Annotated in this window: 11 protein-coding genes and 1 pseudogene; 9 read left to right on the top strand and 3 right to left on the bottom strand. The window is 59.7% G+C overall.

The annotated features are described in order from the left end of the window. Positions 1 to 11 precede the first annotated feature (11 nt). Together CPH89_RS24505 and CPH89_RS30660 are read left to right on the top strand one after the other, a co-directional pair. Positions 12 to 1,622 (top strand): gamma-glutamyltransferase family protein, encoded by a 1,611-nt coding sequence (locus CPH89_RS24505; protein ID WP_053256190.1) that lies wholly within the window; start codon positions 12 to 14, stop codon positions 1,620 to 1,622. Positions 1,623 to 1,774: 152 nt separating this feature from the next. Next, positions 1,775 to 1,894: pseudogene (locus tag CPH89_RS30660) on the top strand (SDR family NAD(P)-dependent oxidoreductase); the annotation flags it as partial. 124 nt (positions 1,895 to 2,018) lie between these two features. Here the strand turns inward: CPH89_RS30660 and CPH89_RS24515 are convergent. Then, entirely contained in the window at positions 2,019 to 2,924 is a 906-nt protein-coding gene (locus CPH89_RS24515; protein ID WP_003236546.1) for a LysR family transcriptional regulator, read from the bottom strand. 96 nt (positions 2,925 to 3,020) lie between these two features. Between CPH89_RS24515 and CPH89_RS24520 the strand changes: the two genes are divergently transcribed. The 3 genes from CPH89_RS24520 (at position 3,021) to CPH89_RS24530 (ending at position 6,819) form a co-directional block, all read left to right on the top strand. After that, entirely contained in the window at positions 3,021 to 3,809 is a 789-nt protein-coding gene (locus CPH89_RS24520) for an SDR family NAD(P)-dependent oxidoreductase (RefSeq protein ID WP_053256189.1), read from the top strand. 172 nt (positions 3,810 to 3,981) lie between these two features. Then, positions 3,982 to 5,379: an aspartate aminotransferase family protein gene (locus CPH89_RS24525; RefSeq protein ID WP_053256188.1), complete on the top strand. Its 1,398-nt coding sequence runs from the start codon at positions 3,982 to 3,984 to the stop codon at positions 5,377 to 5,379. Positions 5,380 to 5,451: 72 nt separating this feature from the next. After that, positions 5,452 to 6,819: a glutamine synthetase family protein gene (locus tag CPH89_RS24530; protein ID WP_053256187.1), complete on the top strand. Its 1,368-nt coding sequence runs from the start codon at positions 5,452 to 5,454 to the stop codon at positions 6,817 to 6,819. 265 nt (positions 6,820 to 7,084) lie between these two features. Here the strand turns inward: CPH89_RS24530 and CPH89_RS24535 are convergent, their stop codons facing one another. After that, the gene (locus CPH89_RS24535; RefSeq protein ID WP_053256186.1) at positions 7,085 to 7,999 is read right to left on the bottom strand and encodes a LysR family transcriptional regulator; all 915 of its coding nucleotides are present in this window, start codon (positions 7,997 to 7,999) and stop codon (positions 7,085 to 7,087) included. Between the two features lie 268 nt (positions 8,000 to 8,267). Between CPH89_RS24535 and CPH89_RS24540 the strand changes: the two genes are divergently transcribed. The 4 genes from CPH89_RS24540 to pgm all read left to right on the top strand — a co-directional run bounded on the left by CPH89_RS24540 (position 8,268) and on the right by pgm (position 14,591). Next, complete coding sequence (locus tag CPH89_RS24540) at positions 8,268 to 9,290, top strand: zinc-dependent alcohol dehydrogenase family protein (RefSeq protein WP_053256185.1); 1,023 nt, start codon at positions 8,268 to 8,270, stop codon at positions 9,288 to 9,290. Positions 9,291 to 10,007: 717 nt separating this feature from the next. Further along, positions 10,008 to 11,438: a hypothetical protein gene (locus CPH89_RS24545; RefSeq protein WP_053256184.1), complete on the top strand. Its 1,431-nt coding sequence runs from the start codon at positions 10,008 to 10,010 to the stop codon at positions 11,436 to 11,438. Next, positions 11,435 to 12,841 (top strand): aminotransferase-like domain-containing protein, encoded by a 1,407-nt coding sequence (locus CPH89_RS24550; protein WP_053256183.1) that lies wholly within the window; start codon positions 11,435 to 11,437, stop codon positions 12,839 to 12,841. The genes CPH89_RS24545 and CPH89_RS24550 overlap by 4 nt, the downstream gene beginning before the upstream one ends. A gap of 106 nt (positions 12,842 to 12,947) precedes the next feature. Beyond that, entirely contained in the window at positions 12,948 to 14,591 is a 1,644-nt protein-coding gene (gene pgm / locus CPH89_RS24555) for a phosphoglucomutase (alpha-D-glucose-1,6-bisphosphate-dependent) (protein WP_053256182.1), read from the top strand. Positions 14,592 to 14,659: 68 nt separating this feature from the next. Here the strand turns inward: pgm and CPH89_RS24560 are convergent, their stop codons facing one another. Beyond that, complete coding sequence (locus tag CPH89_RS24560; RefSeq protein WP_053256181.1) at positions 14,660 to 15,355, bottom strand: pirin family protein; 696 nt, start codon at positions 15,353 to 15,355, stop codon at positions 14,660 to 14,662. Positions 15,356 to 15,557 lie beyond the last annotated feature (202 nt).

The following is a 15,557-nucleotide window of genomic DNA, read 5'->3' on the forward strand; positions in this document are numbered from 1 at the left end:
GAGCCTTTGCCATGTTGAAATTTTCCGCTCACGAATACCCCTATCCGTCGCAACGCCAGAGCGTGTTCGCGCGTCGCGGCATGGTCGCCGCTTCGCAACCGCTGGCGGCCCAGGCCGGTATCGAAATCATGCAGAAGGGCGGTAACGCCATTGATGCCGCCATTGCCACCGCCGCCGCGCTGACCGTGGTCGAGCCCACCGGTTGTGGCCTGGGCGGCGATGCCTTTGCGCTGGTGTGGTGCAAGGGCCAGTTGCATGGCCTGAACGGCAACGGCCATGCGCCGGCTGCCTTGAGTATCGAGGCGGTCAAGGCGGCGGGGCATCAGCAGATGCCGCTGTACGGCTGGACCTCGGTGACGGTGCCCGGTTGCCCGTCGGCGTGGGCCGAGTTGTCCAAACGCTTCGGTAAATTGCCGTTTGCCGATTTGCTGCAGCCGGCCATCAGCCTGGCGCGCGACGGTTTCCCGCTGTCTCCGGTGGTTGCCCATCAATGGCAGATCTCCTTGAACGAATTCAGCCCGCACCGCGATGAGGTGCTGCAAGCCTGGTTCGACACCTTCCTCATCGACGGGCGCGCGCCTCGGGCGGGGGAGATTTTCCGCAACCCGGCCCAGGCCCGCACCCTGGAAGAACTCGCCGCCACCGGCTGCGAAAGCCTGTATCGCGGCGCGCTGGCCGAGCGCCTGGATGCGCATTCGCGCGCCAGCGGCGGCTACCTGCGCGCCAGCGACCTCCAGGATTACCGCGCGCAGTGGGTGGAGCCGATCCACATCAATTACCGGGGTGTGGATGTTTGGGAAATCCCGCCGAGCGGGCAGGGCCTGGTTGCACTGATGGCGTTGAAGATCCTCGAAGGCTTTAACTTCGATCACCGCGACAGCCAGCAAACCTGGCATCGCCAGCTGGAAGCCATGAAGCTGGCCTACAGCGACGGCCTGCATTACATCACCGACCCCGCGCACATGCGCGTGGCGGTGGCCGACCTGCTGAGTGACGACTACAGCACCCGTCGCCGTGGCGAGATCGGCGAGCAGGCGCAGCCGCCCAAACCCGGCGCCCCCCATGCCAGCGGCACGGTGTACCTGGCGACCGCCGACGCCGAAGGCAATATGGTTTCGTTCATCCAGAGCAACTACCACGGCTTCGGCTCCGGCGTGGTGCTGCCCGACAGCGGCATCGCCTTGCAGAATCGCGGGCAGGAATTCAGCCTCGATGAGTCCCATTCCAATTGCCTGGCACCGGGCAAGAAAACCTTCCACACCATCATCCCGGGTTTTCTCAGCAAAGACGGCCAGGCCCTTGGACCGTTCGGCGTGATGGGCGGCTACATGCAGCCCCAGGGCCATGTGCAGATGGTGATGAACCTGGTGGACTTCGGTCTCAACCCCCAGGCGGCATTGGACGCGCCGCGCTGGCAATGGCTGGGCGACATGAAGGTCGGCATCGAACATGGCGCTTCGCGCGACCTGGTCAATGCGCTGGCACGGCGCGGGCACAAGGTGCAGACCGACAGCGACCTGACCGACTACGGGCGGGGGCAGATCATCCTGCGTGACCCGGCCACCGGCGTGTTGTGCGGCGGCACTGAGCCAAGGGCGGACGCACATATCGCGGTTTGGTGAGCGGCTACACACGCGCTGAGCCAGGCGGCTAATAATGACGGGGTGATGAGTTGTTTGATCTTCGCGACGGCGGGTTAGCGCCCGCTGAAGCAATGATTGAACCTCACAACTCAGACCCCTGTTCGATCTGCTCTGTGACGCTCGACCTCCTTTTTATCCAGCCGGAAGAAGTCGCCGAGCTGGCGTTTTTCCTATCCCAACCCGGTGCGCGATCGATCACTGGCGCGGACATGGCGATTGATTGCGGCGCCTGCGCTGGAAACTGCCGGTGACCCATTGATGCCGATATTGGACAAGAGGTTATGATCATGTCCAAACGTGGAATGGGCGAGTCGGCGGTGGTTGTTTTTACTGCGAGTGGGCGCCGCCGCAAGCCTCAATGTGCACGTTTACTCATCAAATACGGCGAGGCTCGCCTTCCGTGATTTCGCGTATCAGGCTCAGGTAACGAAGCGCGCCCAGTCCCAGGGGCCGGTTTTTTACCCAGATGATATCGACCCATAGCCGCATCTGACTCGGCATGTAGTCAAACACCACCTCCGTCAATGCGCCTGACGTGATGAGAGGGTGTACCAGCGATTTTGGAAGATAAGCCCAACCTAATCCTTGCTGCACCAGGTCCAGCGTGGCCAGATAATTGTCGCTGTGCCAAATCCGCCGCGACAGCACAACACGTGGGTCAGAGTCTGCAGGGCCTCCTGTAGCGACGATGATCTGCCGAACGTTGACCAGTTGCTCCTCACTTAAGGGGCTTTTCTTGCCGGCGGCCGCAGGGTGATCTGGAGCCGCAACCGCGACTAACAACTGGCTCCCCGCCTCAAGAAATGTTTCCCGCTCATCAAGCCCTGGTCGTTCAAATCCAAGTGCCAATTGCACACGCCCTTCATGGAGCATGCGCATAGCCTCCGGATGGGACGCGGAGCGAATCTCGATTTCAAGCGTGGGAAACTCCCTGGCGATAATCGACAGCGGACGATTCCAGACGCCTGTTTGCAACTCCGGCGCCATCGCAAAGACCAAGCGTTCCTCCAACCCCTGATGGAGTTGGAGGGCATGCGCATCCAGCAGGTTGATCTGGCTCGCGACCTGTCGTGCCTGGGGCTCAAGTGCCTTGGCGGCGGCCGTAGGAATGGCTTTGCGAGTTGATCGGTCAAACAGCAACAAATCCAGCTCTGCTTCAAGCTGCGACACCGCCATGTTGACGGCCGAGGGGACCCGGCCTAATTTTCGCGCCGCCGCCGAAAAGGATCCGCTGTCGATGACCGAAAGGAAAATCTTAAGTGACTCACTGGTAAACGCCATGGGGGTTGTCAGATTTTCTGATGATGATTGTCTTTATGTATCAGATTTATTCGCCTAGTTTCTACTCTCTTTCAAATGAAGTACGTGGGGCACACCATGTTGGATACGCAATTGAGAGGGTATGTTGCACTCGTCAGTGGTGCCGGGAGTGAATCCGGGATCGGCATGGCTATTGCTCGCAGGCTAGGTGCATCCGGAGCGAAGTTGATCATCACTGCCAGCAGCAACCGCATTGTGGATCGGGTTAAAGAGCTGCGCCGTGAAGGGTTTGAAGTTGAAGGCCGGCCTGTTGACCTTACTGATGAAAACTTGGTGCGTGAATTCAGCCTGTGGGCAGAGTCAGTCTGGGGACGGGTCGATATTCTGGTGAACAATGCCGGGATGTCCATGCACGGCAGCCCTGAGATTTTCTCGGAATTGGCGTCGATGGAACTCCATGACTGGAACCTTTCACTGGCCCGAAACCTGACCACCGCCTTTCTGCTGACCCGAGCCGTGTTGCCCGGTATGAAGGCCAGAAGTTACGGGCGCATTGTCAATATCAGTTCTACCACTGGCACCCGAGGGAGCAATCCGGGGGAAGCCGCTTATAGCGCCGCCAAGGCAGCGATGGTGGGCATGAACATGGGACTTTCGCTTGAAGTCGCCAGGCAGGGGATTACCGTCAACAGCGTGGCCCCCGGCTGGATCACCACGGGCTCAACCACCCCGGTTGAAGCCGAGGCGGGGCGCTTCACCCCAATGGGGCGCGCAGGCAGCCCCCGCGAAGTGGCGGCGGCGGTTGCATTTCTGGCATCGCCTGACGCCAGTTACATCACAGGGGAAGTCCTTGTGGTGGATGGCGGGAACTGTCTGATCGAGAACAAAGCCCCTCACGGCGATTAGTAAGTTTGAATACGCGCCAGCGCGCTCAATCCACGATTGTGGGCGGGGGGCGATAACCGAGATTTATACAAGCGCGATGTATCAAAGAACCTATGAGTGCTTTGAGCCGTATTCGGCTGTCAGTCAGCAACGGACTTTTAATTAATTTGATAATTAACATGGGGTATTGATCATGTCGAACAGTGGAATTAGTGAATCAGCGATTGCTGCTTTTACCGCCTCCGAGCGTGCCCGGTTTATAGAAAACAACCCCACTTCACTGGCGCTGGCCGAGCGCGCCCAGGCGAATCTGTTCAACGGTGTGCCCATGCACTGGATGAGCGATTGGTCGATGCCTTCGCCGCTCTTCGTCCAGCGTGCCAAAGGGGCGCGCTTCACCGATGTCGACGGGCATGAATACATCGACTTTTGCCTTGGCGACACCGGGACGATGTTCGGCCATTCACCTGATCCTATTGTCCGCGCCATAACCGAGCAGGCGAATAATGGCTTGACCACGATGCTGCCGGGCGAAGACGCGGTGGTCTGCGGCGAGTTGCTGGCTGAGCGATTCGAGCTGCCTTACTGGCAAGTGACCGCCAATGCGACTGACGCCAACCGTTATGTGCTGCGCTGGGCGCGCGCTATCACCCAGCGCAACGTCTTGCTGGTGTTCGATGGCTGCTACCACGGCACCGTGGATGACGTGATGGTGCGCTACCGCGACGGCAAAACAGTGCACCGTTCAGGTCTTGTGGGCCAAGCCTACGACTTGAGCCAATACAGTCGATCCATCCCTTTCAACGATGTCGCCGCACTGGAGGCGGCGTTAGCCCAGGGCGATGTGTGCGCGCTGATGTGCGAGCCGGCGATGACGAACATTGGCATGGTCCTGCCGGATCCGGGGTTCATGCAAAAGTGTCGAGAGCTGACCCTTAAATATGGCAGCCTGTTGGTCATTGATGAGACCCACACTATTTCCACCGGCCTCGGTGGATGCACGCGCCACTGGGCGTTGAAACCCGACTTTTTCGTGGTGGGTAAACCCATTGCAGGTGGCGTGCCTTGCGCGGTGTTTGGCGTTAGCGAGCCAGTCGCCTCGGCCATGCGCGACGTCCAGAAGACCATCAGCGAAGAGAGCGGCGGGCATGGCCACAGTGGCATGGGCACGACGCTGTCCGCCAACGCACTGGCGATGCGCTGCATGCGCGTCAGTCTCGAAGAGGTCATGACCGAGTCTGCGTACCAGCATATGCTGCCCCTGGCCTCACGGCTGGCGCAGGGATTTCGAGCGTTGTTCAAGCGGCACCAACTGAACTGGTCGGTAACAGAGTTGGGCGCTCGTTGTGAATTTCAATTCTGTGCCACACCGCCAAGAACAGGCGCGCAAGCCGAGGCGGCTTTTCACGACAGCCTCCAAATGGCGCTGCATCTCTATTTGATCAATCGCGGAATCCTGATCACGCCTTTTCACAACATGACCCTGTGCTGTCCGCAGACACGTGATGCGGATATCGACAGGCTGATCGCTGAGTTGGATAACGCACTGACCACGCTGCTTGCCCTGCCTGGCGCGCGGGTTATCGCGTGATAACGGCACGTCTGAAAACGCCATTGTTCTTAAATACTGCCCGTCGCTTGAATGAGCGCTAAGAGGTTTGACATGCAATTTGCGGATAAAAAAGAGGCCTTGGATTATCTGGCCGCCCACCCTGAAGTGCTGAGCATCGAGTTGTTCCTTATCGACGCGAATGGCGTTCCACGGGGCAAACTGTTGCATCGCGACGAACTGCTGGCGATCTACGAAAATGGTCGGCCTTTGCCAAGTTCCATTCTCGCCTTGACCGTGCAGGGTGAAGACGTAGAAGACACCGGCTTGGTCTGGGATGTTGCTGACGCCGATTGTTGGACATACCCCTTGGCGGGAAGCCTGACCTTACAACCCTGGCGCACCAACCCCACCGGTCAAGTGCAGGTGAGCATGCACCCGACCCAAGGTATTCCCGCCGCACCGGCGGACCCGCGCCACGTGCTGGTGACCACCATCGAGCGGCTGAAAGCCGATGGATTCCATCCGGTCATGGCCGTTGAGTTGGAGTTCTACCTGCTGGACCGACAACGCGACGTCAACGGTCGGCCGCAGCCGGCGTTGCAGGCCAATGGCGTACGCCCTGTTGCTCCACAGGTCTATGGCGTATACGAGCTGGAGCAGCTTCAACCGTTTCTGGATGACCTCTACGCGGCGTGCGCGCTGCAGGGGTTGCCGGTACGTACGGCGATATCCGAGTACGCGCCAGGCCAGGTCGAGTTGACGCTGGAGCATCGTTTCGACGCACTTCAGGCCATTGATGAAGGCGTACGTTACAAACGCCTGGTCAAAGGTGTGGCCAACAAACATGGGCTGCAAGCGTGCTTCATGGCCAAGCCATTCAGCGACCAGGCCGGCAGCGGTATGCACCTGCACGTCAGCCTTGCCGACGAGCACGGGAACAACTTGTATGCGAGCGAAGACCCACAGGGTACGCCGCTGTTGCGGCACTCCATCGGCGGGATGATGGAGACCTTGTTTGACGCTCTGGCGATATTTTGCCCCCACGCCAATTCATATCGACGCTTCCAAACCGGTAGTTACGCGCCGCTGGCTAAAAGTTGGGGCGTCAACAACCGTACAGTGTCGTTCCGCGTGCCCGGCGGCCCTGCAATCAGTCGGCATATCGAACACCGCATTTGCGGTGCCGATGCCAACCCCTATCTTGCCGCTGCCGCGTTACTTGCGGGTATTCACTACGGCATCACGCATCAAAGCGATCCCGGCGCGGCGATTGTGGGGAATGGCTATGAACAGGCGACCGATTTTCTACCCACCGACTGGCTGACAGCGTTGCAGGCACTGCAACGTTCAACCTGGGCACGTGAAGCGCTGGGCGCTGAGTTCCTGAAGGTGTTCCTGGCGATCAAGTGGCGCGAGTTCCGTCAATTCAATGCTGAAGTCGGGGAACAGGACTGGCGCTGGTACCTCACTCACGCATAAAGGTTGGCCCGTCAGCGCATCTTGAAATGGACTGCTGGAGAGTCGCTGAAAACTAAGATGCGTACCGCACATCCTGCGCATTTCACAGTGACTCATCATTATGAGCCGCAGGTCGTATGCCCGCGGCTCGGATCGTAATCACGCATACGATAGGGTCGGGAAAAGTCTACGGGAGCGGGGGCAGTCCAATCCGCTGGAAGTGAATGGCGCTCCATGGTTTATGCAAAGGCCGAAATGATCAGCCGCACAGCCTGCCAGACGATCCCTAAAGACTGTCAGGGTCGCCAAAAAACATCTGGATCCGCGACCGCAGCCAGCGCTCCCCAGGGTCGTTATCCTGCGACCCGCGCCAGGCCATATGCAGTTCAAAAGTGCGCACCGGCAGCGGTGGGTCCTCGGCTCGCAGGCCGCCCGCCGCTGTGAGTGCCTCGGCTGCGTAGTCCGGCACGGTGGCCAGAATGTCGGTGCCCGCCAGCAAGGTGCCCAGCCCATTGAACTGCGGCACCGCCAGTACCACGTGGCGTTTTCGATTGAGTTTTTCCAACTCTTCGTCAATAAACCCGCTCAGGTCGCCCGCGAAGGACACCAGGGCGTGGGGGCGCGCGCAGAAGTCGTCCAGGCTCAGCGAGCCGGGTACGCTGTCGGCACGCAGCAGTTTCGGCAGGCTGCGACGCAGTACTTTGCGCTTGGCATTGGCCGGCAGGTCGGCGGTGTAGCTGACGCCGATGGAGATCTCACCGGAGGCCAGGAGGCCCGGCATCAGGATGTAATTGACGCGGCGCACCACCAGCACAATGCCCGGAGCTTCGGCACGCAGGCGTTTGAGCAATGGGGGGAGCAGCGCAAACTCGACGTCGTCGGACAGGCCGATACGGAACACCGCGGTGCTGGTGGCCGGGTCGAACTCGGCGGCACGGCTCACGGCGGTGGAAATCGAGTCCAGGGCCGGGGAGAGCAGGGCGAAGATTTCGACGGCGCGTGCCGACGGCTCCATGCTGCGCCCGGTGCGCACAAACAATGGGTCATCAAACAGCCCGCGCAGACGCGACAACGCCGCACTGATGGCCGGCTGGCCGAGGAACAGCTTCTCGGCGGCGCGGGTCACGCTGCGCTCATGCATCAAGGTTTCGAATACGATCAAGAGGTTAAGGTCGACACGACGCAGGTCGTTACGGTTCATCTTGTGTCCTGGAAGAGTCAGCAAACTTGACGTGAACGGCCATATTCAGAACCCTCAGGTTCCACTTAGACGCATGACCGGCATGAATCTTACGGGGAAAGGCTGGTACTCTGCACAAGATAATTGAGTTTTCCTATAAGAGTTGAGGTCTATTCCTCGGTTGCGGAATCAATGACAGGCATGTCGACTATTAACGCCGACCGATGGCCTTCGCTGGAAAGCCCAGATAGAGTTCATGGCATTAGAGGTTACTTTGACGAGGTTTGCGATGTCCCGCACGATCCGTTTTCACAAGTTTGGTCCGGCCGAGGTGCTCAAATGCGAAGAGCATGCAGCCGCGCAGCCCGCACCGGGCGAAGTGCAGGTGCGTGTCGAGGCGATTGGCATCAGCTGGTATGACATTTTGTGGCGTCAGAACCTGGCGTCTTCGCATGCACGTCTGCCGTCCGGCCTTGGTCATGAGATGGCCGGGGTGGTTGTCGCCCTCGGTGAGGGCGTGGATGACTTGGCCGTGGGCGATAAAGTGGCCAGTTTTCCGGCCGAAAGCCCCAATGATTACCCGGTGTATGGCGAGCTGATCGTCCTGCCCCGTTCGGCCTTGACCCGCTACCCGGATGTCTTGAGCCCGATTGAAGCCAGCGTGCACTACACGCCGCTGCTGATTGCCTACTTTGCCTACATGGATCTGGCGCGGGTCAAGCCCGGCCAATTTGCGCTGGTCACCGACGCCAGCCACTGTGCCGGCCCCTCGTTCGTACAACTGGGCAAGGCCCTTGGGGTGCGGGTGATTGCTGCGACCAAGGACAGCGCCGAGCGTGAGTATTTGCTGTCCCTGGGGGCGGAGAAGGTCATCGTCACCGAAGAGCAGGACCTGCTCATGCAGATCAACAAGTACACCGATAACCGCGGCGTTGATGTGGTATTCGATGGCTTGGGTGGCCCGCAGATGTCATTGCTGGGCGACGTATTGGCCCCGCGTGGCAGCCTCGTGCTCTACGGGTTGCAAGGCGGCAACCAGACGCCATTCCCGGCGTGTGCAGCCTTCCAGAAGAACATCCAGTTCTTCGTGCACTGTATCGGCAACTTCACCGGTAAGCCGGAGCTGGGCATCATTCAGGACCATGTGGCGTTGCAACGTGCGTTGCGCGATATCAACCAATTGACCGCCGATCGCGTGCTGGTGCCACTGAAAACCACGGTATTTGCGTTCAATCAGTTCGTTGAAGCGCACCGTTATATGGACGAATGTCCGTGCCGCGAGCGTGTTGCGTTGCAGGTTGAAGCTGTTTGAGTTGTAGGAGGATTCGCAAATTCGTCTTCAAAACCCTGGACGCATGGGGCAAATGCGCCATTTGACAGGGTTTAACCTGCGCGTTGACTGAAGCGCGCAGGGGCCGTTCCGTCCTGTAAACGATACCTTTCTCCCCGTCGCCGCCCTGAAATTCAGCGCGGCGTTTTTGTGCGCGCGTCTCCAACGCAGTGCCCGATAACTAACTGAACTGGTTTTCGGTCAGGTTCTGTATCTGTTATTCATTATTTCAGCCCTGATAATTGGTGCTTCACTTTCAACTCAAGGACTGAGTAATGAATGACCAATTGAAGTGGCAGTGGGTACTTTCTGTCATTGCGCAGGGTGCAGTGTTTGCAGGCCCCCGCGGACGGGTAGATTTTCACGGCAGATATCAATCCACACCCAAGCGAAGATCGAAGTTTAGTGAGTTTTGTTTGTCGGATAGATCTTTGAACTTATTGTTAAGGCGTTGTAGGAACTTGTCTGAATGTTCCTAGGAGCACTGCCGCAGTGCTCTGGATGCTTGTCGTACGGACGTTCGGTGCCGCAAATGCGCTCGGACGTGGGAAGTACGCAGTCCGTCGATTTGTTGCAAGATGCTGGTGTTTATTTATCCCGAACACTACGCTGCGGGCAACGTTATTACACATGCAATAGATCGGGCAGCTACGCTCGGTAGTTGTTTGAAACTGATATTTCAACTCAGGTAGTAGAGCTATGAGCGCTATTCACGAACAGGCTATGAATTACGTATACCAGCAAGTTCAGCAACGCTTAGTTGGGTACTTCACCCGTGCAGAACGCACAGCACTTCAATTGTTGATTCAGCGTATCGTCGTGGCCGCCGGTGGTATGGAGCAAGTAGGGAGTTACAAGGTGCTGGTGGCCCATGGCGGCGGCGAAGTCAGCAGCTACACCCTGGCAATGCTGCGCGCCGCACAACTGAGTATCGCCGGGCGCTCGCCCAGAACATTTCAGCTACGGGTCGCCACGCTGTGTCACGCGGGCATGACTCAAGACACCCTTGACGCGATTCATCGCGGTTACAGCCGACTGTTTTTCCATGACGACCCCCGGGTCGAGTTGTTGATGGTCGACAATCAACACGTGCTGCCCTTCAATCATCAACATCCGGTATCTGGCCGGGCCTGTGATACCCACCAGCGCAACATGCTAATGGTGGGGCATCTGACTTCCGGCGATATTCGCGCCACCCTGTGCAACGAGACCTACTTGGCGCTGGGTGATTTCTATCAGCGCGTCACCGCCTGGAAAGGCGGCGTACATGCATTGGTCAGCGGCGACTCTACGCGCAAACAGAGCCAACTCCTCGCCTGGCTGAAAAAGGCCGCTCAAGCCAAAGGTGTCAGCCCTTCGAAGGGCCAGCCAGCTTCGCTCAACGGGCTGTTCACGCGCATGGATGAATGGAGCGGCGACTTCTACCGCGACCTGTACGGTGAGCATTATGTGCCGAAGGCCGACATCAGCCCGGGTGGGCACCGCCACTTGGCGTACATCGGTATTGCCGACCTGCTTGAGGGGATCGATCGCCCCCGCGCGCCCTTGCTCACCGAGTTCATGGCCTACACACCCGACCCGCTGGGCTTTCATTTCAGCCACCCAGCCTTTGCCAATCCGTTGCTGATGGCCCACCTGCGCGGCCTGCAGGCCGAGTGCCTGCGCGAATTGCGTTATGAGGAAGGCGTCGATGAGTTCCTGGTGCTGGCGCGTGAGTACCTGCGTCGGCGGCACGTTCCCGAGGAACTGGTGACTCGGGCCGTCAACCGCGAGGAGCGCGTCGTGTCGAGCACGTACGCGCAGCAGTTCTTCGGCCTGGATGAAAGCCAGCTGATCTGCCTGCTGTTTTCGCCGTTTATCCATCACGGCGAGCGACTGGAAGGTTACTTGCGCCAGTGCCACCCGGGAATGTTGGTGGCGTTGCCTGAACTGCACAAGGTGCTGCAGGGCAAGCCGGCCGCCGAGATGTTGCAGCAATGGGTGACCGATGCCAGCGGGCTGCCACTGCCTTTGCTTCAGCATCTGTACCGCAAACGGCCGATGACGCTTGCCCCGGGTGGCGTACGCAACGGTCCAACGCAACGGCCCCAGGCCAGTGGCAGCATGGCCTGTCAGCTGTCCGGGCGATGACGCTGCGGGGTGCGCGGCAAGTAGACTTCGCTTATCAGGCGGTCTATCGCTACATGATCAACCTGATCAATGAGGTCAGTAGCGATACGCGGGTGAAACTGCCGTCTTTGCGGCAGTTGTCCCAGCGTTTGAATGTATCGATCTCCACCATTCAATACGCGTACTCGCTGTTGGAGAAAGAGGGCCGGGTCTACTCGGTGGCGAAGTCGGGCTATTACGCATGGCCGCTGGCGGGTAGCCCGGTGAGCTGGCCCAGTGGCGATTTACTTGAACGCCTCTATGTGGCCGCGCGGCGCCCGGGCATGGTGGTACTCAGCGGCGACGAGCCTGCGTTGCTGGCGTCGCTGGACGGCACATTGCTGGGCCTGGAGCGCGAACTGGTGCGCCAGTACCCGCGACATTTGCAGCCGTGGTCCCAACCCTGTGGCGTTTGGGAGCTGAGAGCGGCGTTGGCGGCACGCTATACCACGTCGCCGACGCGTTGTTGGCACGCCGACGACGTGTATATCGGTGCCGACCTGCGCGGTGTGCTCGACATCCTCATTGAGGTGTTGGGCTTGCGCGGCTCCACGGTGATCGTCGAGTCACCCTGCGACTGGCTGATCCTGCGTGTGCTACGGGATGCCGGGGTGCGCATCCTCGAGCTGCCTTGGTCGGACGAGGGCAGTCTGGACCTGGTGATGCTCGAAGGCATGCTGCGCAGTGAACCGGTGCACCTGGTGTTGCTGTCATCGTCGGTCAGCCTGCCTTCGGCGGTCGCGATGCAGCCCCGCGACCGCCAGGGCGTGGCGAAACTGCTGGACCAGTACGCGTGCTGGCTGCTCGAAAACGACAGCTGTGGTGAGTTGGGGTTCAAGCAGCCCCAGGCGCCCCTGCGTGACCTCGTCAACCCCGAGCGATTGGTGGTGTTTTCCTCATTCGAGAAAATACTCGGGCCAGAGGCGCCGTTTGGCTACGCATTAGCGCGCCACAGCAGCGGCGAATTGCAACGTCAGTTCCTGTTGCGCGCGTTCCGGTTGTCCTCAATTCGCCAACGTGCGATTGCCCGTGTGTACCAGAGTGGGCGCATCGACCAGCACCTGCACGACTTGCGCCGGTTGCTGCGTGAACAGGCGGGCGAAATGAGCCAGTACCTGGACCGGTACCTGGGGGATCAAGTGAGCTATCGGATGCCCGCAGGGGGTGGCGCTTTCTGGTTAGGCTCCACGCAACCCGTCGACATGCGCCAGGCATTCCAGTATTTGCTGGCGCGGCAGGTGGTGGTGGCACCGGGAGAACTGTTCAGCGTCAGCGGCCTGCATCACCAGCACCTGCGGTTAAGTCATACTTTCCATGGCCAGCCCAACCTGGAGAGTGCCCTGGAGACACTCGGTGAGGCGCTGCGACAGGCACAGATAGCCTAAGCGCATGAAATTTCTCTCGCTGCTGTAGGATCGATACCGTCGCGCAGTAGTCCAACTCTCAGTAAACTGTCATTTTTTCCGAATCCTTCCTTCTCGAGGTTTATGCATGACAATCAGTCCTTTTGCGGGCAAGCCGGCCCCAGCTCAGTTGCTGGTGGATATCCCGCGACTGGTCACGGCCTATTACACCGGCCAGCCTGATGCAGCGATCTCCACACAGCGTGTGGCCTTTGGGACCTCCGGGCACCGTGGCAGCTCGTTTGAGCTGAGCTTCAACGAATGGCATGTGCTGGCCATCAGCCAGGCCATCTGCCTGTACCGTGAAGCCCAGGGCATCAATGGTCCTTTGTTCGTTGGCCTGGACACCCACGCATTGTCGACACCTGCCGGTGCCAGCGCCCTGGAAGTGCTGGCTGCCAACGGTGTACACGTCATGCTCGCCGAAGGCGATGAGTACACACCGACCCCGGCCATTTCTCACGCGATCATTTGCTACAACCGTGGCCGTACCAGCGGCCTGGCCGACGGCATCGTGATTACGCCGTCGCACAACCCGCCACAAAGCGGCGGCTACAAGTACAACCCGCCCAACGGCGGCCCGGCCGATACCCATGTCACCAAGTGGATCGAAGCCAAGGCCAACGAGCTGCTTGCCAACAAGCTGGCCGGGGTTAAACGCATCACGCACGCCCAGGCGCTCAAGGCGGATACCACCCATCGCCATGACTACCTCAACAGCTACGTGGCCGACCTGGTCAATGTGATCGACATGGACGCGATCCGCAGCGCCGATCTGCGCCTGGGTGTCGATCCGTTGGGCGGAGCAGGGGTGCGCTACTGGTCGGCAATTGCCGAGCACTACCGTTTGAACCTCGACGTGGTCAACACCGAAGTCGACGCCACGTTCCGTTTCATGAGCGTCGATTGGGACGGCCAGATCCGCATGGACCCGTCCTCCAGCTACGCCATGCAAGGTTTGATCGGCCTCAAAGAACGCTTTGACGTAGCCTTCGCCTGCGACCCTGATCACGACCGCCACGGCATCGTCACGCCGTCCGGTGGCCTGCTGGCACCGAACAACTACCTGGCCGTGTCGATTGATTACCTGTTCCAGAACCGTCCGGACTGGCGCGCCGACGCGGCCGTCGGCAAGACCGTGGTCAGCAGCGGCTTGATTGATCGCGTCGCCGCGCGCATCGGCCGTCGCCTGTACGAAGTGCCGGTCGGCTTCAAATGGTTTGCCGATGGCCTGTTCGAGGGTTCGCTGGGCTTTGGCGGCGAAGAAAGCGCCGGCGCCTCGTTCCTGCGTAAAGACGGCACCGTGTGGAGCACCGACAAGGACGGCTTGATTCCGGCTTTATTGGCGGCAGAGATGACCTCGCGCAAAGGCCAGGACCCCAGCCAGATCTACCGTGGCCTGACCGACGCCCTGGGCGAGCCGTTCGCGATTCGTGTCGATGCCAAAGCCACTCCGGCGCAGAAGGCGTTGTTGGGCAAGCTGTCGCCGGAGCAGGTCACGTCCACGCAATTGGCCGGGGAGAGCATCCAACAAATCCTCAGCCATGCGCCGGGTAACAACCAGGCCATCGGCGGTTTGAAAGTGATGACCGAGAACGGCTGGTTCGCCGCGCGGCCATCGGGCACCGAGGATATCTACAAGATCTACGCCGAGAGCTTTATTGGCGAAGATCACCTCAAGCAGTTGGTGGAAGAAGCCCAGGTGCTGGTAGACGGCGCTATCAGCCAATAACCACGCCAAACCCACTGTGGGAGGGGGCTTGCTGCCTCCCACCGTGTCGGTTGAAGCAACGCGTCACGTCAGGCCAGGTCGACCAGCACGATTTCACTGTCTTCCAGCGCCGTCACCCGCAACACCTGCTCATCCGCAATCGCCACACCGTCGCGCGCTTGCGCCCGTAAGCCATTGACTTCAATCACCCCCGTCGCCGGCACCAGATACGCCCGACGGCCGCTGTCGAGCCGATACTCGGCACTTTCACCCGCTTTCAGGTTGGCCGCCACCAGGCGTGCATCGGCACGAATGCGCAGGCTTTCGCTGTCACCGGCTTTGCCGCTGGCCAATGTCACAAACCCCTCGCGATCACCTTTCGGGAATGGCTTGGCACCCCAGGAGGGCGGCAGGCCGGCTTCATTCGGGATAATCCAGATCTGAAAAATCTTGCTCGGGGTGGCTTCCAGGTTGTATTCGCTGTGGGCAATCCCGGTGCCGGCACTCATTACCTGTACGTCGCCCGCCTCGGTGCGGCCCTTGTTGCCCAGGTTGTCGGCATGGCTGATGGCGCCTTCACGCACATAGGTGATGATTTCCATGTCGCGGTGCGGGTGCTGCGCAAAGCCGGTGCCCGGCGCGATGATGTCGTCGTTCCACACCCGCAGGTTGCCCCAGTGCATGCGCTCGGGGTCGTGGTATTCGGCAAATGAAAAGTGATGATGGGCGTCGAGCCAGCCATGGTGCGCGCCGCCCAGGGAATTGAAAGGTCGAAGTTCAAGCATGATCGTCTCCTGTTGATGGGCTCATCATCCTGCAGTGCAAGATCGATAAAAAGCGTAAAAAATGCCTGATTCCTATCAGTTGAATCGATTGATTGCTGGGGTTTTAACTTTTACTTCGTCGCCTAACTGCATGACGTCAAAGCAATTGGCTGGAACTGAGCGCCGATTCCGGCCACCATGGCGGCTCCGCCAAAACCAACCT

The sequence above is a fragment of the Pseudomonas fluorescens genome (assembly GCF_900215245.1).
Taxonomy (GTDB): Bacteria; Pseudomonadota; Gammaproteobacteria; order Pseudomonadales; family Pseudomonadaceae; genus Aquipseudomonas; species Aquipseudomonas fluorescens.